Below are 24876 nucleotides of genomic sequence, written 5' to 3' on the forward strand. Positions count from 1 at the left end.
AATTGTAGGAATGGTGAGTATTTCCTGAATCCCGCGCATCTATGCTTACTGCCTGATTAAAGCATCGATAGACAAGGCTGCAAAGAAAAACCCCGGCGTTTGGCGCGCCGGGGTTTTGTTCTTATTCGAAAGCACCGTGGCAGTGCTTGTACTTCTTGCCCGAACCGCATGGGCATGCCTCATTGCGGCTAACCTTACCCCAGGTGCGGGGATCGGCCGGGTCGCGGTCGGCTGCCGGGATGACACGCTCATCGTGCTGATGATCGGTCCATGCGGCATCGTCGAAGTCGTTCTGCCCGGTCGTCTCGTCAATGTGGCGGCCCTGCATGACCGGCAGTTCCGGCTCCTGCGGTGCTTCGCGGACAATCTCAACACGCATGAGCTGCGAGATGACCACTTCGCGAAGATTCGCCAGCATGGACTGGAACAGTTCGAAGGCTTCGGTCTTGTACTCGTTCAGCGGGTCGCGCTGTGCATAGCCACGGAAACCAACAACCGAGCGCAGATGGTCGAGATTGACCAGATGCTCACGCCACAGATTGTCGAGTGACTGCATGATGACCGACTTTTCAACATAGGTCATGATCTGCGGACCAAAGCGTTCGGCGCGGTCGGCAGCAGCCTTGTCGGCAGCTTCCTTGATGCGGGTCTCGAATTCTTCTTCGGCGATGCCTTCTTCCTTCGCCCATTCCTCGACGGGCAGGTCGAGATTGAGCTTGGTGGTAACATCTTCCTTCAGACCGGCAATATCCCACTTTTCCGCATAGGCGTCCTTGGGGATACGCAACGCAACCATGTCCTCGATGACCTCGTGGCGCATCTCGGCGACCGTTTCGGTCAGGTCCGGCTCGTCCATCATTTCAAGGCGCTGTTCGAAGATCACCTTGCGCTGATCGTTCATCACGTCGTCGTATTTGAGCAGGTTCTTACGAATTTCGAAGTTGCGGGCTTCGACCTTCTTCTGCGCCTTTTCCAGCGCCTTGTTGATCCAGGGGTGGACGATGGCTTCGTCTTCCTTGAGGCCGAGCTTTTGCAGCATGCCGTCCATACGGTCGGAGCCGAAGATGCGCATCAGGTCGTCCTGCAGCGACAGGAAGAATTTTGAACGGCCCGGATCGCCCTGACGACCGGAACGGCCACGCAGCTGGTTGTCGATGCGGCGGCTTTCGTGACGCTCGGTGGCGAGAACATAAAGTCCGCCTGCGGCCAGCGCCTTTTCTTTCAGCTGGGCGATATCGGCCTTGATCTCGGCGATCTTGGCTTCGCGCTCCGGACCTTCCGGAATGTCGGCCAGTTCCCGACGGACGCGCATTTCCAGATTGCCGCCAAGCTGGATGTCGGTGCCGCGACCCGCCATGTTGGTGGCGATGGTGACAGTGCCCGGCACACCGGCCTGCGCGATGATGTAGGCTTCCTGCTCGTGATAGCGGGCGTTCAGGACCTGAAAATCCTTGATGCCTTCCTTGCGCAGACGCTCGGCGAGAAGTTCCGACTTTTCGATCGAGGTCGTGCCGACGAGGATCGGCTGGCCCTTTTCGTGCGACGCGCGGATATCGCGCACGATGGCTTTATATTTTTCTTCGACGGTGCGGTAGACTTCGTCGTCCTCGTCGATACGCTGCACCGGCAGGTTGGTCGGGATTTCGAGAACTTCCAGACCATAAATATTGCCGAATTCTTCCGCCTCGGTGGCCGCCGTACCGGTCATGCCGGCCAGCTTGTTGTACATGCGGAAGTAGTTCTGGAAGGTGATCGATGCCAGCGTCTGGTTTTCAGGCTGGATGGTCACATGTTCCTTGGCTTCCAGCGCCTGATGCAGACCCTCCGAATATCGGCGGCCTGGCATCATGCGACCGGTGAATTCGTCGATGATGACGATTTCGTCGTTGCGGACGATATAGTCCTTGTCGCGCTGGAACAACTTGTGCGCGCGCAGAGCGTTGTTCAGATGGTGAACCACGGCGACATTTTCGATGTCGTAGAGGCTTTCACCCTTCAGATGGCCAGCGGCTTCCAGAAGCTGCTCGACCTTCTCGGTGCCGATTTCGGTAAAGATGGCGGTCTTCTGTTTTTCATCGACTTCGTAATCTTCGTCTGCCAGCGGCGGAATGAAAGTGTCGATGAGGTTATAAAACTCCGAACGATCTTCCAGCGGGCCGGAAATGATCAGCGGCGTGCGCGCTTCGTCGATGAGGATCGAGTCCACTTCGTCGACGATGGCGTAATTATGCGGGCGCTGCACCATCTGGGCGCGCTCATACTTCATGTTATCGCGCAGATAATCGAAGCCGAGCTCGTTATTGGTGCCGTAGGTGATGTCGCAGGCATAGGCTTCGCGACGCTCATCGTCGTCCAGACCATGCTTGATGACGCCGACCGTCAGACCAAGGAAATTGTAAAGACGACCCATCGTTTCCGCATCGCGGGTGGCGAGGTAGTCGTTGACCGTCACAACGTGAACGCCCTTGCCCTCAAGCGCATTGAGGTAGACGGGCAGCGTCGCCATCAACGTCTTGCCTTCACCGGTGCGCATTTCTGCGATGCCGCGTTCATGCAGCACCATACCGCCAATCAGCTGCACATCGAAGGGACGCATGCCGAGCACGCGCTTGGCGGCTTCACGCGCGGTCGCGAAAGCGTCGGGCAAAATGGCGTCGAGCGTCTTTCCTTCAGCCAGTGCGGCGCGGAATTCGGCGGTCTTGGCCTGAAGCTGCTCATTGGTGAGCGTTTCGTAATTCTTCTCAAGCGCGGTAATCTGTTGCGCACGCTGACGCAGGGTCTTTACCTGGCGGTCGTTGGATGAACCGAATATCTTGCGGGCGAGGCCGCCAAAGCTGACCATCTCTGGTCCTTTCCTGTCCGTTCAGCCGGAAGCGCTTCCGGCAATGTCGAATGCTTTATTCACGCGTATTGAAACAAATGCAAGAAAAGTACACCGCTAAAGCAGCCCTTCAAGGCGCAATTTTGGCACAATTTCCCCCCGGCCGCTCGCTGAACGCCCAAGCCCCGGCAGATTTGCGGGGCATTGCTGTAAACACTCTGGACGCAAAGCCGAAGGACAGATAAGTGGGGCTTAGGGCGATGTCAACGTTGCTCAACAGGCCGGAAATCCCGCTCTTTCGTGATAGGGTGGCGGTAGCCGGGCCAAATTCCGCCGCATTCATCGGGCCGGTAAGCGGTCTCGAAGGAGAGAATCTCATATGAAAGCCATTCTCAAAGCCCCTTATCGCAAGGCTCTCGCTGTTCTTGCGGCATCCGTTGCCCTCGCAAGCCTCTCTGGCGCGGTTTCATTCGCGCAGGACGCTCCCAAGCCTGCCGACGCAGCACAGACCGCAGCCGCTCCTGCCGAAAAGGAAGATCCGGCAAAGGTTCTGGCAACCGTCAACGGCAAGGACATCACTGTCGGCGACGTCGATCAGGCCGCGGGCGATCTCGATCCGCAGTTTGCCCGTCTTCCGGCTGAACAGCGCCGTCTGGCAGCTCTGGCCGCGCTGATCGACATCAAGGCGATGTCCGCGGAAGCGGAAAAGCAAAAGCTGGACCAGACCGACGAATTCAAAGCCCGTCTGGCTTTCCTGCGTGAACGCGCGCTGCACAACGAATATTTCAAGGATTCCATCGTCGACAAGATCAGCGATGCCGATATTCGTGCTCGCTACGACAAGGAAATTGCCGCCATGCCGCCTCAGGTCGAGGTGCGTGCGCGTCACATTCTCGTGAAGACGAAGGAAGAAGCCGAAGCCATTATCAAGAAGCTCGCCGGTGGAGCGAAGTTCGAAGATCTGGCCAAGGAAAGCTCCACTGACGGTTCCGCCGCCAATGGCGGCGATCTTGGCTACTTCACCGAAGGCCAGATGGTTCCGGAATTCGAAAAGGCAGCCTTCGCGCTGAAGCCCGGCGAATACACCAAGGAGCCGGTGCAGACCCAGTTCGGCTTCCACGTCATTCAGCTCGAAGACCGCCGCACCAAGCAGCCGCCTGCATTCGATCAGGTCAAGGAACAGATCCGTTCGATCATTCTGCGTGAGCGTTATGTCGAAACGGTCAAGAAGCTCCGCGACGCCATGAAGATCGACTACAAGGATCCGGCCGTCGAAAAGGCGATGAAGGACGCAGCCGCCGCGCAGGACGCCGGTGATGCGGGCGACGCGCCTGAAGGCGAACAGCCGCAGCAGTAAGTTTCGATCAATGTAAAACGCCCCGGTCTTCCGGGGCGTTTTTCGTTGTATCAGCTGTTTCTGCTTGATTTTGTCCCGCAAACATTTCCAATGCGCCAGAATCAAGAATTTCGATGATCCATCGAACCGAACCTCCTGAACCGACCCCTTTTGAGGCACTCATGTCTGCGTCCGTTTCTCCGCTCGCTCCAAAACATTATCCGTCCATGCCTGCCATCGACGGTGTGCGCATCGCTACTGCCGCTGCCGGAATCAAATATAAGGGCCGAACCGATGTGATGCTGATGGTGTTCGACCGCCCGGCGGAAGCCGCAGGCGTGTTCACCCGTTCGCTCTGCCCGTCGGCTCCGGTCGATTTCTGCCGCAAGAACCTCGTTCACGGCAAGGCGCGAGCGGTGGTGGTCAATTCGGGCAATGCCAATGCCTTCACTGGCGTCAAGGGCAAGGCCGCGACCGAAGCGACGGCGGAAGCCACGGCGAAGGCCGTGGGCTGTGCCACGACCGATGTGTTTCTGGCCTCTACTGGTGTCATCGGCGAGCCGCTCGATGCGAGCAAATTCTCCCATCTGCTCGGCGACATGAACAAGGATGCGGTCGCGGATTTCTGGACCGAGGCCGCCAAGGCCATCATGACCACGGACACCTATCCGAAGGTCGCCACCGAAACCGTGCTGCTGGGCAAGGTTCCCGTCACGATCAACGGTATCGCAAAGGGCGCTGGCATGATCGCGCCGGATATGGCGACGATGCTGTCCTTCATCGTCACCGATGCGCCGATCAAGGCCGATGTGTTGCAAAGTCTGTTGTCGAAAGGCGCGAACAAGAGCTTCAACGCTGTCACCGTCGATAGCGATACCTCCACCTCCGACACGCTGATGCTGTTTGCAACCGGCGCTGCGGCAGGTCGCGGCGCGCCGAAGATCACGGATGTATCCGACAAACGTTTGAAGGAATTCAAGAAGGCGCTGAAGCGCGTTTTGAAGTCGCTGGCCTTGCAGGTCGTGCGTGACGGCGAAGGTGCGCGCAAGATGATCGAAATCGAAGTAACTGGCGCCAAGTCGTCCGTTTCGGCGAAGAAGATCGCGCTTTCCATCGCCAATTCGCCGCTGGTCAAGACGGCTGTGGCGGGCGAAGACGCCAATTGGGGCCGTGTCGTCATGGCTGTCGGCAAGGCAGGCGAACCGGCGGATCGCGACAAGCTCGCCATTTCGTTCGGTGATATTCGCGTTGCCTATCAGGGCGAGCGCGATCCGGCTTATTCCGAACAGGCAACCTCCGCCTATATGAAGGGCGAGGATATCCATATCCATGTCGATCTTGGCATCGGTCGCGGGGAAGCCACCGTCTGGACCTGCGATCTCACCAAGGAATATGTGGCCATCAACGGCGATTACAGAAGTTAAACGGCTTCGCGCCGTCAGATGTTGAAATGCTTGCAGGAATTCCAATGACCAAACCAAGTCTTGCCATTGTCCGCCAGCTTGAAGCCGTAGGTTTCCGCGCCTGGCCTGCCACGTCGGTTCATTACGACGGAACATGGGCGATCCGCATGACGGCAGCGCATTCCTCCAAGCGTTTGAACTCGATCAATCCGCTTGATCCGGGCGATACGCGGGATATTCCAACCCGTGTGGAACTGGCGGCGCAGCGCTTCCGCGCTTATGGCCGCGTGCCGTGTTTCCGGCTTTCGCCGCTTGCACCTGTCGAGCTTGAAGATTATCTCGAAGGCCTCGGCTGGAAGCGTCAGGACGAAACCATCGTCATGACCTGCAATCTGACTGAGATCGATCTGTCGGGCGAGATCGACCAGATTCCGCTGAAAGATATCGGTCGTTTCGTCGATGCGTCGCTCTCCATTCACGAGCGCCCGGAAGAGATGCGCCCCGGCATGTCCGAAATTCTGGACGGCATTCGCCCCAACAAGGGCATGTTCGTGCTGGAGGCAGAAGGCCGTGCAGTGTCCGATGTGCTGTGCGTGCAGGATGGCGTCATGGCCGGTTTGTTCGATGTCGGCACCTTGCCCGAGGCGCGCCGCAAGGGCTACGGCCACAGTGTCGTCGGCTCGGCGCTCAAATGGGCGGCAAAGCTTGGCGCCAGGACGGCATGGCTGCAGATCGAAGCGGAAAATGTCGCCGGTCTCGCGCTCTATGAACGCTTCGGCTTTCAGGAAGCCTATCGTTACGCCTATCGGGAGAGCAACGAGAAATGAGCGAAGTGAAGAACCGTCGCATTCTTCTCGTGGCAGCCTGCGCCCTGGTGGATTCCGATGGGCGGGTGCTGCTGGCACAGCGTCCGGAAGGCAAGCAGCTTGCAGGCCTTTGGGAATTTCCCGGCGGCAAGGTCGAGCCGGGCGAAACACCTGAAGAGACGCTCATCCGCGAATTGCAGGAAGAAATCGGCATCACCACGAAGGTGGCCTGTCTCGCGCCTTTGACCTTTGCCAGCCACACCTATGATGATTTTCACCTGCTGATGCCGCTCTATGTCTGCCGCCGTTTTGAAGGCATTGCGCGCGGACTGGAAGGGCAGGCGCTGAAATGGGTGCGCCCGAAGGATATGCGCGATTATCCGATGCCCCCTGCGGATGAACCGCTGATCCCGTTCCTCATTGATCTCCTGTAGCTTTTCGAAAATCGGTAGCGCTTATCAACAGCTGTGAAAAAGCTGACAATTTATTACGATTAAGGCTGCCAGTTAATCTCTGATTCACTCCGTTGCGGCATTCTCGAATGGGAGCCGCTCCGGAGTTGGGTATCATGAGTTTCGACAACAATTATTTCAGTGCCGATCACAACGAATATGCACCCACCACTTTGACAAAAGCGGGGCGTGGTTTCCTGCGTCTGGTGCTGTTGTTTGGTTCTGCCGCTGTGGCAATGGCGCTGATTATTGTCCCGATCCTCAACGATCAGGCGGCGAAGGTTGCGGCCCAGTCGGTTCTGCCAGCGGGTATTGATCGGACCATGACCGGCTCCATCAAGCGCGATCCTGCCACCCAGCCACGTGCCGCCGCACAGACCTATACGGTGCGCAAAAGCGTGCTTCAGCCGAACCCGAATTCGGTCTGCGTCATCGATGTGGATGGAAGCCATCGCGGCGACTGTTAATTACTCTTCTTCGGCTTTCTTCAGCGCATCGGCCAGCGATGCCTTGGCGGAGCCGGGCTTGAGCGGCTTTTGCTGGGATTCATGCGGAGCCCAACCGGACAGCCAGATAATCGAGAATGTAGCGCGGATGCGCCCGTCCGGGTCGCTGAAGCGTTCGGCATAGATTTCCGCTGCGCGCAGGAATAGCCGTTTCGATACCGGACGGCGCGAACGGTCGCGCACGATATTCTGCATGCCCATGGCGCGTAGATCGGCCATCAGGTTGAACAGCGAATCATAACGCACCGTCACGTTTTCCACGTCCGTTACCGGCAGTGCAAAGCCCGCCCGCTGCAACAGTCCGCCGACATCACGCACATCTGCAAACGGAAAAACGCGCGGCGATGCACCACCGGTCAGTTCGATTTCCGCCTGTAACAGGCTTTCTCGCAATTCGCCGAGCGTGCCGCTGCCGCTGAGCGCTGCGAGAAAAAGCCCATCAGGCTTCAATGCGCGGGCGATCTGCACCATGGCGCCGGGCGTGTCATTGGTGGCGTGCAGCGCCATCAGCGATACGATCAGATCGGCACTGCCGGGTTTGATCGGCAGCATCTCCTCGTCACCGACGATGGCCGGAAACGGACCTTTCAGGAAATCCGCATCGCGTTCGACGCGCAAAATCGTCTCCGCCTTGCCGGAACTCGCAATGGCCGCTGCCGCAAGACCATTATGGCCCGCCAGATCGATGGCGACGGGAAAGCGACGCTCGACGGTATCCAGACGGTCGGCAAGGTCTTCGGCCACGCGCCGCAACAGAAAATCGGCACCCGGTTCGGCACGCCGAAAACCGCGGCGGCGAAAGGCAAGCTGTAGATCGCGGTCGAAGATCGCGCTTTCGGGGGCAGGCATGGAATCCGTCTTTTCTTTTGCTACGCGGCGTATAGTGTAAAGCATGTCGCGGAAAAGTGGGAACCGGTTTTCCGGCAACGACATGCGTAGAAACAAATAGATAAAGCGCGACGCGCTTTAGTCGCGGGCATAGATGCATTCGAACGGGGGCGAATGCAATGGCGGATGATGATACACCGCATCAAACCTTTTTGCGCAGGCTTTACGCTGGCGTGCGGTTCGCTGCGCGGCATCTGCTGCGCACGACTACCAATCTGTTGTTTCCAGCAAACTGTGTCGGCTGTCAGGCGCATGTCTCGCAACCGGGGACATTGTGCCCGGCCTGTTGGTCGCAACTTCGCTTTATCGAGCGGCCTTATTGCCCGGTGCTGGGTGTGCCGTTTGGTCACGACTTTGGCGACGGCTTCATGAGCGCTGAGGCTATTGCCGATCCGCCGCCGTTTCGTCGCGTGCGGTCGGCGGTGGTGCATCGCGGGGCGGCGCAGCGCATGGCCGTGGCGCTGAAATTCCATGACCGCACCGATCTCGCGCCATGGATGGCGCGCTGGATGCAGCGCGCAGGCCGTGAATTGCTGGAGGAGTGCGAGGTGATCCTGCCGGTGCCGCTGCATCGCTGGCGCTTCTGGAGCCGCCGTTTTAACCAGTCAGCGGAGCTGGCGCGGGCGCTGGCAAAGCAAAGTGCACTGCCTTTTGCGCCGCAAGCCCTGAACCGCATCCGGCGCACCGAGCAGCAGATCGGGCTTGGCTCCAAGGAGCGCAAACGCAATGTGGATGGTGCCTTCCGTGTGCCGAAGGAGCAGGAAATTCACGTGCGCGGACGCCGCGTCCTGCTGATCGATGATGTTTACACGACGGGCGCGACGGTGAAGGCCGCAACACGCGCCTTGCTGCGTGGCGGGGCAAAAAGCGTCGATGTTCTGACCTTCAGCCGTGTTCTGCCTGATTGAAACTTGCGGGCAAGAACAAGCCTGCACACACCGTCGTGAAAACCGCAGGGTCTTCCAGAGCGGAGCGTTGCCGACTATATAGTGGGGCAACGAATGGAGTTTTTCATGGTTGACGTCACCATCTATACCCGCCCCGGTTGCCCCTATTGCTCGCGTGCGGTCGATCTTCTGACCCGCAAGGGCGTGGAATTCAACGAGATCAATGCGGGCGCCACGCCGGAACTGCGCGCCGAAATGCAAGAGCGTTCGGGCCGCAACACCTTCCCGCAGATTTTCGTCGGCGCCGTGCATGTCGGCGGCTGCGACGATCTCTTCGCGCTGGACAGTCAGGGCAAGCTTGATGGTCTGCTCAAGACCGGCGAACTGAATTAATTTTTATAACGGGGGAGAAACCGATGAGCACGTTTCGCGCTGCCGCACTACAGATGCGTTCCGGCACTGATGTTGTCCGCAATATCGAGGATCTGGAGAAACTTGTCGCTGAAGCGGCGGCGCAGGGCGCGACTTACGTGCAATCGCCCGAAATGACCGGCGCGATGATGCGTGATCGCGTGGCGTTCAAGGCAAGCCTGCGCGACGAAGCCAATGACCTTGTTTTCAAGGCAGCGTCGGCGCTGGCGGCAAAGCATGGCATCTTCCTGCATATCGGCTCGACGGCCATTGATGCGGGCGATGGCAGGATTGCCAATCGCGCCGGATTGTTTACGCCTTCCGGCGAAAAGCTCGTCTCCTATGACAAGATCCATATGTTCGATGTCGATCTCGACAATGGCGAAAGCTGGCGCGAATCGGCAACCTATGAACCGGGCAAGGAAACCGTCATTGCCGAACTACCTTTCGCCAATATCGGTATGGCGATCTGCTACGACATTCGCTTCCCGCAGCTTTTCCGCGCACAGGCGCTTGCTGGCGCCAATGTGATTACCGGTCCCGCCGCCTTCACCAAACAGACCGGCGAGGCGCACTGGCACATCTTGCAGCGTGCGCGGGCCATCGAAAATGGCGCATTCCTGATCTCGGCGGCGCAGGGCGGATTGCACGAGGACGGGCGCGAAACCTATGGGCATTCGATCATCGTGTCGCCCTGGGGCAAGGTGCTGGCCGAAGCCAACCATGATGAACCGGCTGTGATCGTTGCCGATATCGATGTTGCCGAAAGTGCTGCGGCGCGCGGCAAGGTGCCGAATTTGAAGAATGCGCGCGAGTTCACCGTGAAGACGGTAACCGCAAAACAGAAAGAGGATGCATAATTCCATGATCCGCTTTTCGCTTCATTGCGATCACGGCCATGAATTCGAGGGCTGGTTCCGCGACAATGCCGATTTCGATCGGCAGTCGGAGATGAAGTTCGTCTCCTGTCCGGTCTGCAATTCGCATAAGGTGCAGAAGGCTCTGATGGCTCCTGCCGTTTCGACGGCGCGGGCGAAGGAAAAGATCGCAATGGCGCTGGGTGAAGCCCAGAAGAAGGTTCTTGAAGAAATGCGCGATTTGAGCCGCAAGGTCCGCGAGAATGCGGATTATGTCGGTGACAAATTTGCCGAGGAAGCGCGCAAGATCCATTTCGGGGAAACGGAACAGCGTGGCATCTATGGCGAAGCCTCGCGTGAGGACGTGCATTCGCTGCTTGAAGACGGCGTTGACGTGATGCCATTGCCGGTTTTCCCGGAAGATCAGAATTAGGTTTCTGCCCGACACCTGTTCGGCATGACAGCACGGCAGGGGAGGCCGAACGCATGAAATTGATGGAGTCCGCCTCCTTTCTGCTTCTGGCCACCGGCACCTTGCTGGGGCTTATCCTGCCTCTGGGAAAAATCGCCGCGCAGGCGGGCGTCCCGCCTGCCATGTGGACCTTTCTGTTTTCCGCCAGTGCTGGCCTGATCCTGCTCGCCGTTCTGCTTTTGCGCCGAAAGAGCCTCGGCTTTTCCGGCGGGCGCGCACGCTATTACGTCTGCACGGCAATCATTTCCTATGCCTTGCCCAATCTTCTGATCCTGTCGGCAATTCCGCGTCTCGGCGCTGGTTTCACGGGAATCATGTACACGCTGTCGCCGGTTATCACGCTGGTGATTTCGATGGGTTTCGGCTTGCGCCGTCCCAATGCGCTGGGCATTGGCGGCATTGCCGTCGGCTTCATCGGTGCAATCCTCGTGGCGCTGACACGCGGCGAGGTCGGCAAACCCGCCGATCCGCTCTGGGTTGCGGCCGCCTTGCTTATTCCGGTGTTTCTCGCCTGCGGCAATGTCTATCGCACACTGGACTGGCCAAAAAACTCCGATCCGACGGAGCTTGCGGCAGGCAGTCATCTGGCTTCCGCCATCATGCTTTTTGCAGGAATTTTGCTGTTCACCGGCGGTTTTCCGGTTGAGACATTTGCGCTTGCGCCCTGGGCTGCCACAGCTCAGGCGATTGCGTCGGCTGGAATGTTCGCGCTGTTTTTCCGGCTACAGGCGGTGGGCGGACCGGTTTATCTCAGCCAGATCGGCTATGTGGCCGCGGCGCTCGGACTCATTTCCGGCACGCTGTTTCTGGGCGAACATTATCCGCCGCTCACATGGATCGGTGCTGTCGTCATCGCGATTGGTGTGGCGATGACAACCAGAGCCCAGAGGGGATAATTATTAAAGCTGATTATTGGATGATTATTCGGGCCGCTCGGCCAGAACCATATAATTCACATCCGTATCGCGGGAGCGGCTCCAGCTGTCGGCAAGCGGATTATAGGTGACGCCCAGCTTGTCGATGAGGCGCAGCCCGCCTTTCGCAAGTGCGGATTCGAGTTCTTCTGGGCGCACCAGCTTTTCATATTGATGGGTGCCGCGCGGCAGCCAGCGCAGCACATATTCCGCGCCGATAATCGCTAGACCATAGGCTTTCAGCGTGCGATTGATGGTAGCGACGAACATCAGCCCGCCGGGCTTCACCATTTCGCTGGTCGCGGACATGAACAGATCGACGTCCGAAACATGCTCGACCACTTCCATGTTCAAAACCACGTCGAATTTCTCCCCTGCCTCGGCCAGAGCTTCCGCCGTCGTGGCGCGGTAATCGACCTCGACGCCGCTTTGCGCGGCGTGGATTTTCGCAACCTCGATATTGGTGGTGGAGGCGTCCGCGCCGATCACGGTTGCACCGAGGCGCGCCATCGGTTCGCAAAGAAGGCCGCCGCCGCAACCGATGTCGAGCAGGCGCAGTCCTTCGAAGGGGCGCGGCGAATTCGGATCGCGATTGAACCTGACGCAGATTTTTTCCTTAATATAGGCAAGGCGCGTCGGATTGAATTTGTGCAGCGGGCGGAACTTGCCCTGCGGGTTCCACCATTCTGCGGCAATGCGCGAGAAATGCTCGATCTCGGAAGCGTCGATGGTGGTGCGGGCAGTCTCGGTCATTTCATTCTCCAGCTGCGGAAGCGTGCAGTTCTGCTCTCAAGGTAGCGCTTCAAAGTCAAGCTGCAAATCAAATTCCGGCATTCGTGGCCCTATCGGAACGTTCTTGCGAATCGCGGCCTTGCGGAACCGCGACATATTAGCTATGTGACCCCGGGTTTGCCTGTCGCAAGATTATAAGGTTTGGACAGGTGAGAGTGTAATTTTCAAAATAGCGGGACGTATCCTGAAATGGCGCGCATCGTGATGAAATTCGGCGGCACTTCGGTGGCCGATCTGGAACGCATCTATAATGTGGCGCGCCACGTCAAACGCGAGGTCGAGGCGGGCAATCAGGTTGCTGTCGTCGTCTCGGCCATGTCCGGCAAGACCAATGAACTGGTCAACTGGGTTCAGAACATGCCGAAGGTATGTGGCGCCAGTTCGCCTTTCTATGATGCGCGCGAATATGACACCATCGTCGCTTCCGGCGAACAGGTGACGAGCGGCCTTCTGGCCATTGCGCTTCAGTCGATTGGTGTCGATGCGCGTTCGTGGCAGGGCTGGCAGATTCAAATCAAGACCGACAATGCGCATGGCGCGGCCCGTATTCAGGACATCGACGGTTCGGAAATCATCCGTCGCATGGAAATGGGACAGGTTGCTGTTGTGGCCGGTTTCCAGGGCTTGGGCCCGGATAACCGCATCGCGACGCTCGGACGCGGTGGTTCGGACACCTCGGCTGTGGCTGTCGCCGCTGCGGTGAAGGCTGATCGCTGCGATATCTATACCGATGTAGACGGCGTCTACACGACCGATCCGCGCATCGAGCCGAAGGCGCGCCGCCTGCCAAAAATTTCCTTTGAGGAAATGCTGGAAATGGCTTCGCTTGGCGCCAAGGTTTTGCAGGTGCGCTCGGTCGAACTCGCCATGGTGCACAAGGTACGCACTTTCGTGCGCTCGAGCTTTACGGACCCCGATGCGCCGGGCATGGGTGATCCGATCAACCCGCCCGGAACGCTTATTTGCGACGAGGATGAAATCGTGGAACAGCAGACCGTCACAGGTATCGCCTTTGCGAAAGATGAGGCTCAGATTTCGCTGCGGCGTGTGGCCGACCGACCGGGCGTGTCGGCAGCCATTTTCGGCCCGCTCGCCGAAGAACACATCAATGTCGATATGATCGTCCAGAACGTGTCGGAAGACGGTTCCAAGACCGATATGACCTTCACGATCCCGACCGGCGACATCGACAAGGCGCTGCGCGTTCTCGACACGGTCAAGGGTGAAATCGGCTTCGACAACATCCAGTCGGAAACGGGTCTGGCCAAGATTTCCGTGATCGGCATCGGTATGCGCAGCCATGCGGGCGTTGCCGCCACCGCCTTCAAGGCGCTGGCCGAAAAGGGTATCAACATTCGCGCCATCACGACGTCGGAAATCAAGATCTCGATCCTGATCGACGGCCCTTATGCGGAACTCGCGGTGCGCACGCTGCACGCCGTCTACGGTCTCGACAAATCGTAATCGGCTGAACGCTGATATTAAGCCGGCATAAAACCCGGCTTTTACTAAACCGTTTTGAAACAATGCCGCGTCCGTAAATGGTTCGCGGCATTTTTTCGTTCCGGAACCTGGCAGAATTTCTGCTTAAAGCACTAGACGGCAGTGTCAAAAATGCTCACAAAGGGGTTGGCGTAACGCGTCGCGGGCGGGTAATGGGAATCGGTCGGCGAAAGCGGGCCACCAGTCCGAACGGCTTTCGGTAGTACGGAGCAAGCAAAGCCGTTTTCTCTTTATTCGCCGCAGTTCGCACGGAAAGCCGCTTCACCTCGGTGCCGAAACTGCACAAGAGGAGTGTCCGACGATCATGCGCGATCAGACAACCGGTCCCCGCGTGCTGCTGAAGCGGCTGCGCGAATTGATGGCTGAGCCGCTTGAGCCGCAGCCGCGCCTTGACCGGATCGTCCGTGAAATCGCGCAGAATATGGTCGCGGAAGTCTGCTCCTTCTATGTGCTTCGCGCTGACGGCGTACTCGAACTCTACGCCACCGAAGGTTTGAACCCGCAGTCGGTCCATCTGGCGCAATTGCGTCTCGGTCAGGGCCTTGTCGGCACGATTGCTGCAAGCGCGCGCCCGTTGAACCTCACCGATGCGCAAAGCCATCCGGCCTTCGCCTATCTGCCGGAAACGGGCGAAGAAGTGTATAATTCTTTCCTCGGCGTTCCCGTGCTGCGCGCAGGCCGCACGATGGGCGTTCTCGTCGTGCAGAACCGCACCAAGCGCGCCTATCGTGAAGATGAAGTCGAAGCGCTTGAAACGACAGCCATGGTACTTGCCGAAATCATCGCATCCGGCGATGGGCTGAAGCTCGTGCGCCCCGGCATCGACCTTGATATGGGCCGCCCGATGAGCGTAACCGGGGCGGCCTTCAATGACGGCATCGGTCTTGGTCACGTCGTGCTGCATGAGCCGCGCATTGTCGTCACCAATCTCTTCAATGAGGATAGTCAGGCGGAACTTGCCCGTCTCGATCAGGCGCTCGGTTCCCTGCGCATTTCCATCGACGACATGCTGTCGCGCCGCGATGTGGCCATTGAGGGCGAGCATCGCGAAGTGCTGGAAGCCTATCGCATGTTCGCGCATGATCGTGGCTGGGTGCGGCGTCTGGAAGAGGCGATCCATAACGGTCTGACCGCAGAAGCCGCAGTCGAAAAGGTGCAGAGCGACACGCGCGCGCGGATGATGCATCTGACCGATCCCTATATGCGCGAGCGCCTGTCGGATTTTGATGATCTTGCCAATCGTCTGCTGCGCCAGCTGATGGGCCGCGACATCAAGACGATGGCCGAATCGCTGGTCAAGGATGCGATCATCGTGGCGCGCTCCATGGGCGCCGCCGAATTGCTGGACTATCCGCGTGAGCGTTTGCGCGGCGTGGTGCTGGAAGACGGCGCCGCGACGAGCCATGTGGTGATTGTGGCGCGCGCTATGGGGATTCCCGTGGTGGGGCAGGCCAAGGGCGCCGTTTCCATGGCGGAAAACAACGATGCCGCCATCGTCGATGGCGACGAGGGCGTGGTGCATCTGCGTCCGCAGTCCGATCTCGAATCGGCCTATGCGGAAAAGGTTCGCTTCCGGGCGCGGCGTCAGGCGCATTATCGCGAATTGCGCGACAAGCCCGCCTTGACCAAGGATGGCGTCGATATTTCGCTTTTGATGAATGCGGGCCTTCTGGTCGACCTGCCGCAGCTTGCGGCATCGGGCGCATCGGGCATCGGCCTGTTCCGCACCGAGCTGCAGTTCATGGTCGCCTCGACTTTCCCGCGGGCGGAGCAGCAGGAGCGGCTCTATCGCTCGGTCATGGAAGCCTCGGGCGACAAGCCGGTCACTTTCCGCACGCTCGATATTGGCGGCGACAAGGTGCTGCCTTACTTCAGCGCATCGGCGCAGGAAGAAAACCCGGCGCTTGGCTGGCGCGCCATCCGTCTCACGCTCGACCGTCCGGGTCTGCTGCGCACCCAGCTGCGCGCGCTTTTGAAGGCGGCGGGCGGACGTGAACTGAAGCTCATGCTGCCGATGGTGACGGAAGTTGCCGAGGTGAAGGCGGCGCGTGAGATCATCGAGCGCGAGGTGCGCCATCTGTCGCGGTTTGCGCATGCGCTTCCGACGCGGATGAAGCTTGGCGCGATGGTCGAAGTTCCAGCCCTGTTGTGGCAGCTGGATGAGCTGATGACGGCGGTTGATTTCGTGTCCGTCGGCTCCAACGATCTGTTCCAGTTCCTGATGGCGGTGGATCGTGGCAATTCGCTGATTTCCGGTCGTTTCGACCAGCTTTCTCCGGCTTTCCTGCGGACGCTGCGCCATATTGTCGATACCGGCAACCGGCACAACAAGCCGGTCACGCTCTGCGGTGAAATGGCAGGACGTCCGCTGACGGCGATGACGCTGATCGGCCTCGGCTTCCGCTCCATATCGATGTCGGCTGCTGCCATCGGCCCGGTCAAGGCGATGCTCGGCGCGCTCGATACCACGAAGCTGAATGCGCTTCTCAATGAAGAGCTGGACAAGCCGAACGTCGCGCATTCGCTGCGCGAATTGATGCTTCGATTTGCAGAAGACAACGATATTCCGTTATAGCAAGGCAAATTGCAGAGAATGACCGGGTGTGGCGCGGAATGCGGCAGGCCCGGTTTCGCACATTTGCACACGGACGACAGTTTTTAGGACATGACATGATCGCATTGCCGCAGGACCGGATGGACCAGCTTTTGAAGCGGTTCTCGATGATCGAAAGCCAGATGGCCGACAATCCGGATTCGGAAACCTATGTGAAGCTTGCTTCCGAATATTCCGAATTGCAGGAAGTCGTCGGCAAGATTCGCGAATTGAGCGATGCGCGTGGCGAAGCGAAAGATCTGGCGGCGATGCGCGACGATGCGTCGACGGATGCCGAAATGCGCGCCTTGGCTGTCGAGGAATTGCCGGAGGTCGAAAAGCGCGTCGAGGCGCTGGAGCAGGAAGTGCAGATTCTACTTTTGCCCAAGGATGCGGCTGACGAAAAGAACGCCATTCTTGAAATTCGCGCCGGTACGGGTGGACTGGAAGCAGCGCTTTTCGCGGGTGATCTCTTCCGCATGTATGAGCGCTATGCCAGCGAAAAGGGCTGGCGCGTCGAGCTGGTCTCTGCCAGCGAAGGCGATGCGGGCGGCTATAAGGAAATCATCGCGACGGTTTCCGGCAAGGGCGTGTTCTCGAAGATGAAGTTCGAATCGGGCGTGCATCGCGTGCAGCGTGTGCCGGAAACCGAGGCTGGCGGGCGCATTCACACATCGGCTGCGACGGTTGCCGTGCTGCCGGAAGCTGAAGACATCGATATCGAGGTCCGCAACGAGGATATCCGCATCGATACGATGCGCGCATCGGGCGCTGGCGGACAGCATGTCAACACGACTGACTCGGCCGTGCGCATCACCCATATTCCGACCGGCATCATGGTGGTTCAGGCGGAAAAATCCCAGCATCAGAACCGCGCCCGCGCCATGCAGATCCTGCGCGCCCGCTTGTACGATATGGAACGGCAGAAGGCGGAAAGTGAACGCTCGGAAGCGCGCCGCAGCCAGGTCGGTTCCGGTGACCGTTCGGAACGTATCCGTACATACAATTTCCCGCAGGGCCGCGTTACCGATCACCGCATCAACCTGACGCTCTACAAGCTCGACCGTGTGATGGAAGGCGATCTCGACGAACTGGTCGATGCGCTGATTTCCGATCACCAGACAGCACTTCTGACCGAACTGGGCGCCTGAGCGTGAGTAGCGAGCGTCTTGACGTTCTGGCAGCGCAGGCGCGACGGCAGTTGCGCGATGCCGCGCTCGAAACGCCCGATCTTGATGCGCGCCTGCTCATCGAATGGGCGACGGGCGCAACAAGGCTCGATCTGATTTCCGCGCCGGACCGGCAGATCGATGCCGAGCGTGTCGAGACATTGCGTGCGGCGCTGGAGCGTCGTGCAAAAGGCGAGCCCGTGCATCGCATCATCGGCGTTCGCGAGTTTTACGGCCTGTCATTCCGGCTTTCCGCCGAGACGCTTGAACCGCGCCCGGATACGGAAGCGCTGGTGGAACTGGTTATTCCGCGGCTAGAAGCGCTGATCGAAAAACATGGCGTCGCCGAACTGCTTGATATGGGCACCGGAACCGGGGCGATTGTGATCTCGCTCCTGCATCGCTTCGAGACATTGCATGGCATCGGTCTCGATGTGTCGGAAGGCGCGCTGGCTACGGCGCGAATCAACGCTGCGAACAATGGCGTAAGCGAACGTTTCGCGGCGCTGCGAAGCGACTGGTTCGCCAATATCAGCGGACGGTTTCATATGATCGTCTCAAACCCGCCCTATATTCCGCATGAAGACATTGCCGGTTTGTCGCGGGAAGTGCGGGAACATGATCCGCTTGCGGCGCTGGATGGCGGTCAGGATGGGCTGAATTTTTACCGGGCCCTTGCAGAACGGGCAGTTGAGTACCTATATGACGATGGTATGGTTGCCGTAGAAATCGGCGCCGGGCAATTCCAGGATGTAAAAGCGCTGTTTGAGCAAGCGGGTTTTGAACTCGCAGATGATGCGCGTGATCTGGGCGGCCATAGAAGGGCCATGCTTTTTGCGCAAAAATCATAAACGAAATTTTGATACCCAACGGCGCGAAAAAACACTTGGAATTTGCCGCGAAGCCGTTTAGTTTCCGGCCACCGTATACAGCCAGAATGGTTTTGCCCGCTTTTTGAGGGCCGTGGCGGAAATGCTCCATGACGATTTGAGGTCATGCTCTCCCGGGGTCTAAGCCTTTGGAGATGGCTCGTACGGAAGTACACGACCTTCAGGCATGGTCCCGAAAAGCGATGCTTTTCGGAATGGGCCTTGCACAATGCAACCGTCAGGTTCCGGCCATCCATCTGGATATGCGGAGCTGAGAGGCATGTCGCGGAAAAGTGGGGACCGGTTTTCCGGGAACGGCATGCATAAAAGCAACCCCTTAATGTGCGTCACGCGAACAATATGAAATGCGGCGCGCTTTAAGAATAGTCGATGTGTAGGAAGTTTTAGGGCGTGCTTCCTCCATGGCTCAATAGCAAGAAACAGGCGGCTTTTTTCGTCGCAACGTTTCTGCGCCCTTTAATCTGAAAAGAGATGAATATGAGGCCAGCACAGCAGAATAGGCGTATGCGCGGACGGGGGAATAACAACAATAATAATAACAATAACCGCAAGGGCCCCAATCCTCTGTCGCGTAATTACGAAAGCAACGGACCTGACGTAAAGATCCGTGGCAATGCGCAACATATTGCAGAAAAATATTCGACCCTCGCGCGTGACGCTCAGGCTTCTGGCGACCGGGTGATGGCTGAAAACTATCTTCAGCACGCTGAACATTACAACCGCATCATCATGGCTGCCATGGCGCAGAATCCGGTGCCGTTCCAGCGCGAAGAAACCTTCGACGATGACGGCGCCGATGACGACGATACCGGCTTCACGCCAGCCGTGGCCGCAGAGCCGCGTCCGGTCAATGGTTCGGGCCCGCAGCCGGTCATCGAAGGCACCCCTGCCGAAGTAATCTATGGCGAGGAAAGCGGCGAAAGCCGCCAGCCGCGCGAACGTGACAATCGCGATCGCCGCCTTGGACGTGGACGCCGCCCGCAACGTGAACGCTTCAATGCCGAAGAGCGCCCGGAAGCGCAGGCCGGTGAAGCAGGCGAACAGCCGGTCGTAGAAGCTCCCGTGGAAACACAGGAACCAGCTCCGGTCGCCCGGGCTGCAAAGGTTGCTCCGGTGGTTGCCGAAGCTGCACCGGTTGAGGCTCCGGCAGAAGCACCTGTCGAAGCAAAGGCTGATGATGAAGCTGCGCCGCGTCGCGCCACCCGTCGTCCGGGTCGTCCGCGCCGTGTTGCTAAAGATGCCGGCAGCGATACGCCAGCAACGGAACCTGTCGATTCGGACGCTTAAGCGTTTCGATATCCAATTTGAAAATGGCGCGGTTTTCCGCGCCATTTTTATTTGGTCGCGCTTGCGTTGCCCACCCTTGCCGAAAGGCGGTCATAGTCCCATATCCTGTCTTGGAAAGACATGAAGCCCGCCCTTGCGGGGGCTTCGTCACCCAACATCTTCCGGTGCCTCTAGAGGGCTGGAGGGCAAAGGAGACATTATGAATATTGAAAAATACACGGAACGCGTTCGCGGTTTCATTCAGTCGGCACAGACCTTCGCGCTTTCGTCCGGCAACCAGCAGTTCACCCCTGAGCACATCCTGAAAATCCTTGTCGATGACGATGAGGGGCTTGCCGCATCGTTGATCGAGCGGGCTGGTGGACGCATTGCCGATGTGCGCCTCGGTTTGCAGAGCGCATTGGAAAAGCTGCCGAAAGTATCGGGCGGCAACGACCAGCTTTATCTCTCGCAGCCGCTGGCCAAGGTTTTCACGCTTGCCGAAGAGCTTGCCAGCAAGGCGGGCGACAGCTTTGTCACGGTCGAACGGCTGCTGACGGCACTGGCCATCGAAAAATCCGCAAAGACATCTGAAATTCTTGCCGCAGCCGGTGTCACACCGACGGCGTTGAACAAGGTCATCAACGATATGCGTAAGGGCCGCACTGCCGATTCCGCTTCTGCCGAAAGCAATTATGACGCGCTGAAGAAATATGCGCGTGATCTGACCGAGGATGCCCGCAACGGCAAGCTCGATCCGGTGATCGGTCGTGACGAGGAAATCCGTCGCACTATTCAGGTTCTGTCGCGCCGCACCAAGAACAATCCGGTGCTGATCGGCGAGCCAGGCGTCGGCAAGACAGCTATTGCTGAAGGTCTGGCGCTGCGTATCGTTAATGGCGACGTGCCCGAATCGCTGAAGGACAAGCAGTTGATGGCGCTCGACATGGGCGCGCTGATTGCCGGTGCGAAATATCGCGGCGAGTTCGAGGAACGGCTGAAAGCGATCCTGTCAGAAGTGCAGACGGCTGCCGGTCAGGTCATTCTCTTCATCGATGAGATGCACACGCTTGTCGGTGCAGGCAAGACCGACGGTGCGATGGATGCGTCCAACTTGCTCAAGCCTGCACTGGCGCGTGGCGAGTTGCACTGCGTCGGCGCGACCACGCTGGAAGAATATCGCAAATATGTCGAGAAGGATGCCGCACTTGCGCGTCGTTTCCAGCCGGTCTTCGTGGATGAGCCGACAGTCGAAGATACGATCTCGATCCTGCGTGGCCTGAAGGAAAAATACGAGCAGCATCACAAGGTGCGCGTATCGGACTCCGCACTGGTCGCAGCCGCAACGCTGTCGAACCGCTACATCACCGACCGCTTCCTGCCCGACAAGGCTATCGACCTTGTGGACGAGGCCGCATCGCGTCTGCGCATGCAGGTCGATTCAAAGCCGGAAGAACTCGACGAGATCGACCGCCGCGTCATGCAGCTGAAGATCGAGCGCGAAGCCCTGAAGGTGGAAACCGATGCCGCTTCCAAGGATCGTTTGCAGCGTCTTGAAAAAGAGCTGACCGATCTGGAAGAAGAATCAGCTGAACTGACCGCCAAGTGGCAGTCGGAAAAGCAGAAGCTCGGCCTTGCCGCCGATCTCAAGCGTCAGCTTGAGGAAGCGCGCAACGCTTTGGCTACAGCACAGCGCAACGGTGAATTCCAGAAGGCTGGCGAGCTTGCTTACGGCAAGATTCCGCAGCTTGAGAAGGAACTTGCCCAGTCTGAAAGCCAGGAGAACAAGGGTTCCCTGCTGGAAGAGACCGTGACGCCGGAACATGTCGGGCAGGTGGTTTCCCGCTGGACAGGCATTCCGGTTGACCGGATGCTCGAAGGCGAGCGCGAAAAGCTGCTGCGGATGGAAGATGAGCTTGCAAAGCGCGTCATCGGTCAGGGCGAAGCCGTTCAGGCGGTTTCCAAGGCGGTGCGCCGTGCGCGTGCGGGTCTTCAGGACCCGAACCGGCCTATCGGTTCGTTCATCTTCCTTGGGCCGACGGGCGTCGGCAAGACCGAACTGACCAAGGCATTGGCATCGTTTCTGTTCCAGGACGACACCGCGATGGTGCGTATCGATATGTCGGAATTCATGGAGAAGCACTCCGTGAGCCGTCTGATCGGTGCACCTCCCGGCTATGTCGGTTATGAAGAAGGCGGTGCGCTGACGGAAGCTGTTCGCCGGAGGCCATATCAGGTGATCCTGTTCGATGAGATCGAAAAGGCGCATCCCGATGTGTTCAACGTGCTGTTGCAGGTTCTGGATGATGGGCGTCTGACCGACGGTCAGGGCCGCACGGTCGATTTCCGCAACACCGTCATCATCATGACGTCCAATCTTGGCGCCGAATATCTCGTCAATCTGGGCGAGAAGGATGATGTCGAAAGTGTTCGTGATGAGGTGATGGGTGTGGTCCGGGCGGCATTCCGGCCGGAATTCCTGAACCGTGTCGATGAAATCATCCTGTTCCACCGGCTGCGCCGCGAGGATATGGGTGCGATTGTCGATATCCAGTTGCAGCGTCTTCAGACCTTGCTTACCGATCGCAAGATCGCATTGGAGCTGGGAGAGGATGCGCGCGAATGGCTCGCCAACAAAGGATATGATCCGGCCTACGGCGCACGTCCTTTGAAGCGGGTGATTCAGAAGGAAGTCCAGGACCCGCTCGCCGAGCGCATTTTGCTGGGCGACATTCTGGATGGTTCGCTCGTCAAGATCACCGCCGGTTCGGACCGGCTCAACTTCCGCCCGGTTCGTGGTGCTCTGGAACCCGATCCGAAGAACGAAAGCGTGGAAGCCTGACCTCCCGCTTGCCCCAACAAAGCGCCGCAGTCGCAAGATTGCGGCGCTTTTTCTTGGGCTCTACCGCACCCGGCTTCGGATGTGCCGCAAGCGTGAAGAAATTTTACAGATACAAATTTCATAAAACTTGTCGTCACTTGGCCATTTTCATGTCCAGTTCATCTGGCATCTGCTGATACTCGGATAATCAGTTATTAACCATATTCGCGGCATCCATGATCTGACGATCCGATTGAACGGTCTGATATTACGGGCACCTGGGACTTCCTTCATGACGCATTCCATACGCATGCTTCGTTTCGCATTGTTCGCTTCTGCGGCGCTTCCCGCTACCGGTGCGGGCGCTTTCGCAGAAGAAACCCGTGATGCCACGATCACGGAAGCCCCGGTGCAACTGGCGCAGCTCTATGATCCCGGCGAAGAGGTCTATCACGACCGGCGCGTGCGCGTTTACATCGACCAGTATGGTCGGCGCGTGACGATGGATCGTCGTGGGCGCATCATCAGCGTTGAGGATGCCAATAGCTATGATCGCAACAGCTATGGCGGTCACAACAGCCGTCGTGATCCGCAGGAAGACGACAACTGGACACTGAACGGCCCGGTTGATGGCGGTTCGCCCTATGACGGCTTCAGCAATGTGCCGGAAGACCCGAATTATTATCCCGCCGCCCCGTCTGATCCGAGTTATCGCGGCAATCAGGATGGTCAGGTGCAGCGTTCGGAATTGCCGCCGTCCGGCGAAAACTATCCCGATAATACGGGCACCAATTCCGCAAGCATCGACCAGAATTATGGCGGTCAGGACAATTACGGTCAGCCCGGCTACGAGCAGCCCCGCAACGTGCCGCAATCGAGCGATATGGCCCCGGCCATCGAAATGCCGAAGGGCGAGGGCGCCAAGGCCAAGATCGCAGCCTTTCAGGTGCTGCTTGATCGCGCTGGCGCATCGCCCGGCGTTATTGACGGCCGCTCCGGCAGCAATGTCGACAAGGCTGCTGCCGCTTATGGCGAATTGACTGGAAAATCCATCAACCCGACGGACGAGGCGGCAGTGAATGCCGAGTTGGAAGCAACCGGTGGTGCGGCCTTCTTCGAATATACGATCACCAACGAGGATGTCGGTCGCCAATATGTGGCGTCGATCCCGGAAGATTACGCTCATAAGGCGCAACTCCCGTCGATGGCCTATACGTCGGTGACGGAAATGCTGGGCGAGAAATTCCACATCGACGAAAACTACCTGAAGGAAATCAATCCGGGCGTGAATTTTAATCAGCCGGGCTCCATCGTCAAAGTACCGAATCTCGGCAAGCCGGTGCGCGCCAAGGTGACGAGAATCATCGCCGACAAGGGACGCAAGCAGGTTCGTGGCTATGATGAAAGCGGCAAGCTCGTCGTGGCCTATCCATCGACCATCGGCTCATCGGATAACCCGTCGCCGTCCGGCATCGTGCAGGTGGAGCGTATCGCGATCAACCCGAATTACACCTATAATCCCAAGATCAATTTCAAGCAGGGCAATAACGATAAGGTTCTGACTATTCCGCCGGGACCGAACGGACCGGTCGGCACGGTCTGGATTGCGCTGTCAAAGCCAACTTACGGTATCCATGGAACGCCGGAGCCGTCCAAGATCGGCAAGACGTCGAGCCATGGCTGCGTGCGATTGACGAATTGGGACGCAGAAGAACTGGCCAAGCTCGTCAAGGCAGGCGTCACCGTCGAGTTTTCCGAATAGTTCGACCTGCACGGGTCATATAAACAAGCCGGGACAAGCATTGCTTTCCCGGCTTTCTGTTATCCCTTGGTCGATGCGTTGGCAGCAAGCTTGGTGCCGTTATCGTCGCTGTTCAAAAGCGCGTCGATGCGATCACGCTCCTGCTTGAAGGCTTCAAGTTCTTTGCCCTTCAAAGCCTTGTTATCCGGCAGGCGGATGCGAAGCGGATCGACCTTGGTTCCGTTGACGATCATTTCATAATGCAGATGCGGCCCGGTCGAGAGACCGGTGGAACCGACATAGCCGATCACCTGGCCCTGACGCACTCTTGCGCCGGCGGTCACGCCA

General features: G+C 58.5%; 22 protein-coding genes (1 of these 22 only partly in view). 17 read left to right on the top strand and 5 right to left on the bottom strand.

What is annotated here, in order from left to right:
• Positions 1-121: 121 nt before the first annotated feature.
• On the bottom strand, positions 122-2842 hold the full coding sequence (secA, locus tag WIX40_RS15155) for a preprotein translocase subunit SecA (RefSeq protein WP_339440489.1): 2721 nt from the start codon (positions 2840-2842) through the stop codon (positions 122-124).
• 358 nt (positions 2843-3200) lie between these two features.
• Here secA and WIX40_RS15160 point away from each other — a divergent pair, with 358 nt between their 5' ends.
• Complete coding sequence (locus WIX40_RS15160) at positions 3201-4178, top strand: peptidylprolyl isomerase (protein ID WP_109369880.1); 978 nt, start codon at positions 3201-3203, stop codon at positions 4176-4178.
• A 7-nt stretch (positions 4179-4185) separates the two neighbouring features.
• Here the strand turns inward: WIX40_RS15160 and WIX40_RS15165 are convergent, their stop codons facing one another.
• Complete coding sequence (locus WIX40_RS15165) at positions 4186-4341, bottom strand: hypothetical protein (RefSeq protein ID WP_167836045.1); 156 nt, start codon at positions 4339-4341, stop codon at positions 4186-4188.
• On the opposite strand from WIX40_RS15165, the gene argJ reads away from it, so the two are divergent.
• The 4 genes from argJ to WIX40_RS15185 all read left to right on the top strand — a co-directional run bounded on the left by argJ (position 4340) and on the right by WIX40_RS15185 (position 7285).
• Positions 4340-5581 carry a bifunctional glutamate N-acetyltransferase/amino-acid acetyltransferase ArgJ gene (gene argJ / locus WIX40_RS15170; RefSeq protein WP_109369879.1) on the top strand — a complete coding sequence of 414 codons (1242 nt, stop codon included), beginning with the start codon at positions 4340-4342 and terminating at the stop codon, positions 5579-5581. The two genes, WIX40_RS15165 and argJ, sit on opposite strands and share 2 nt — an antisense overlap.
• A gap of 44 nt (positions 5582-5625) precedes the next feature.
• Positions 5626-6387, top strand: a complete 762-nt coding sequence (locus WIX40_RS15175; protein ID WP_109369878.1) for a GNAT family N-acetyltransferase — start codon at positions 5626-5628, stop codon at positions 6385-6387.
• Positions 6384-6800 (top strand): 8-oxo-dGTP diphosphatase MutT, encoded by a 417-nt coding sequence (mutT, locus tag WIX40_RS15180; protein ID WP_109369877.1) that lies wholly within the window; start codon positions 6384-6386, stop codon positions 6798-6800. Before WIX40_RS15175 ends, mutT begins: the two co-directional genes overlap by 4 nt.
• Positions 6801-6934: 134 nt before the next feature.
• Positions 6935-7285 carry a hypothetical protein gene (locus WIX40_RS15185; RefSeq protein WP_109369876.1) on the top strand — a complete coding sequence of 117 codons (351 nt, stop codon included), beginning with the start codon at positions 6935-6937 and terminating at the stop codon, positions 7283-7285.
• Here the strand turns inward: WIX40_RS15185 and WIX40_RS15190 are convergent, their stop codons facing one another.
• Complete coding sequence (locus tag WIX40_RS15190; RefSeq protein WP_339440491.1) at positions 7286-8173, bottom strand: methyltransferase domain-containing protein; 888 nt, start codon at positions 8171-8173, stop codon at positions 7286-7288.
• Between the two features lie 158 nt (positions 8174-8331).
• Between WIX40_RS15190 and WIX40_RS15195 the strand changes: the two genes are divergently transcribed.
• The 5 genes from WIX40_RS15195 (at position 8332) to WIX40_RS15215 (ending at position 11735) form a co-directional block, all read left to right on the top strand.
• Entirely contained in the window at positions 8332-9120 is a 789-nt protein-coding gene (locus tag WIX40_RS15195) for a ComF family protein (protein WP_109369875.1), read from the top strand.
• A gap of 105 nt (positions 9121-9225) precedes the next feature.
• A complete protein-coding gene (gene grxC / locus WIX40_RS15200; protein WP_140026349.1) occupies positions 9226-9492 on the top strand; it encodes a glutaredoxin 3 in 267 nt (88 codons plus the stop codon).
• A gap of 23 nt (positions 9493-9515) precedes the next feature.
• On the top strand, positions 9516-10370 hold the full coding sequence (locus tag WIX40_RS15205; RefSeq protein ID WP_339440493.1) for a carbon-nitrogen hydrolase family protein: 855 nt from the start codon (positions 9516-9518) through the stop codon (positions 10368-10370).
• Between the two features lie 4 nt (positions 10371-10374).
• Complete coding sequence (locus WIX40_RS15210) at positions 10375-10800, top strand: DUF1178 family protein (RefSeq protein WP_339440494.1); 426 nt, start codon at positions 10375-10377, stop codon at positions 10798-10800.
• 53 nt (positions 10801-10853) lie between these two features.
• A complete protein-coding gene (locus WIX40_RS15215; RefSeq protein ID WP_339440496.1) occupies positions 10854-11735 on the top strand; it encodes a DMT family transporter in 882 nt (293 codons plus the stop codon).
• Positions 11736-11759: 24 nt separating this feature from the next.
• Here WIX40_RS15215 and ubiG read toward each other — a convergent pair whose 3' ends face one another.
• Positions 11760-12506: a bifunctional 2-polyprenyl-6-hydroxyphenol methylase/3-demethylubiquinol 3-O-methyltransferase UbiG gene (ubiG, locus tag WIX40_RS15220; protein WP_339440497.1), complete on the bottom strand. Its 747-nt coding sequence runs from the start codon at positions 12504-12506 to the stop codon at positions 11760-11762.
• A 228-nt stretch (positions 12507-12734) separates the two neighbouring features.
• On the opposite strand from ubiG, the gene WIX40_RS15225 reads away from it, so the two are divergent.
• From WIX40_RS15225 to WIX40_RS15255, 7 genes are all read left to right on the top strand, one after another.
• Positions 12735-14009 (top strand): aspartate kinase, encoded by a 1275-nt coding sequence (locus WIX40_RS15225; protein WP_109369871.1) that lies wholly within the window; start codon positions 12735-12737, stop codon positions 14007-14009.
• Between the two features lie 343 nt (positions 14010-14352).
• Positions 14353-16623: a phosphoenolpyruvate--protein phosphotransferase gene (gene ptsP, locus WIX40_RS15230; protein ID WP_171319739.1), complete on the top strand. Its 2271-nt coding sequence runs from the start codon at positions 14353-14355 to the stop codon at positions 16621-16623.
• 95 nt (positions 16624-16718) lie between these two features.
• On the top strand, positions 16719-17792 hold the full coding sequence (gene prfA, locus WIX40_RS15235) for a peptide chain release factor 1 (RefSeq protein ID WP_140026354.1): 1074 nt from the start codon (positions 16719-16721) through the stop codon (positions 17790-17792).
• 2 nt (positions 17793-17794) lie between these two features.
• Entirely contained in the window at positions 17795-18661 is an 867-nt protein-coding gene (prmC, locus tag WIX40_RS15240; protein WP_339440501.1) for a peptide chain release factor N(5)-glutamine methyltransferase, read from the top strand.
• A 516-nt stretch (positions 18662-19177) separates the two neighbouring features.
• Positions 19178-19987: a DUF4167 domain-containing protein gene (locus WIX40_RS15245; RefSeq protein WP_109370326.1), complete on the top strand. Its 810-nt coding sequence runs from the start codon at positions 19178-19180 to the stop codon at positions 19985-19987.
• Positions 19988-20186: 199 nt separating this feature from the next.
• Positions 20187-22808 (top strand): ATP-dependent chaperone ClpB, encoded by a 2622-nt coding sequence (gene clpB, locus WIX40_RS15250; protein ID WP_109369867.1) that lies wholly within the window; start codon positions 20187-20189, stop codon positions 22806-22808.
• Positions 22809-23079: 271 nt separating this feature from the next.
• Entirely contained in the window at positions 23080-24549 is a 1470-nt protein-coding gene (locus WIX40_RS15255; protein WP_339440503.1) for a L,D-transpeptidase, read from the top strand.
• 59 nt (positions 24550-24608) lie between these two features.
• Here the strand turns inward: WIX40_RS15255 and WIX40_RS15260 are convergent, their stop codons facing one another.
• Positions 24609-24876: the 3' portion of a M23 family metallopeptidase gene (locus WIX40_RS15260; RefSeq protein WP_171319747.1), read on the bottom strand. The gene runs 1697 nt beyond the window's last position; 268 of the gene's 1965 nt are visible here — the last part of the coding sequence; its start codon lies beyond the right edge, outside the window — the gene reads right to left on this strand; it ends in the stop codon at positions 24609-24611.

The organism is Ochrobactrum teleogrylli, from assembly GCF_037482325.1.
Taxonomy (GTDB): domain Bacteria; phylum Pseudomonadota; class Alphaproteobacteria; order Rhizobiales; family Rhizobiaceae; genus Brucella; species Brucella teleogrylli.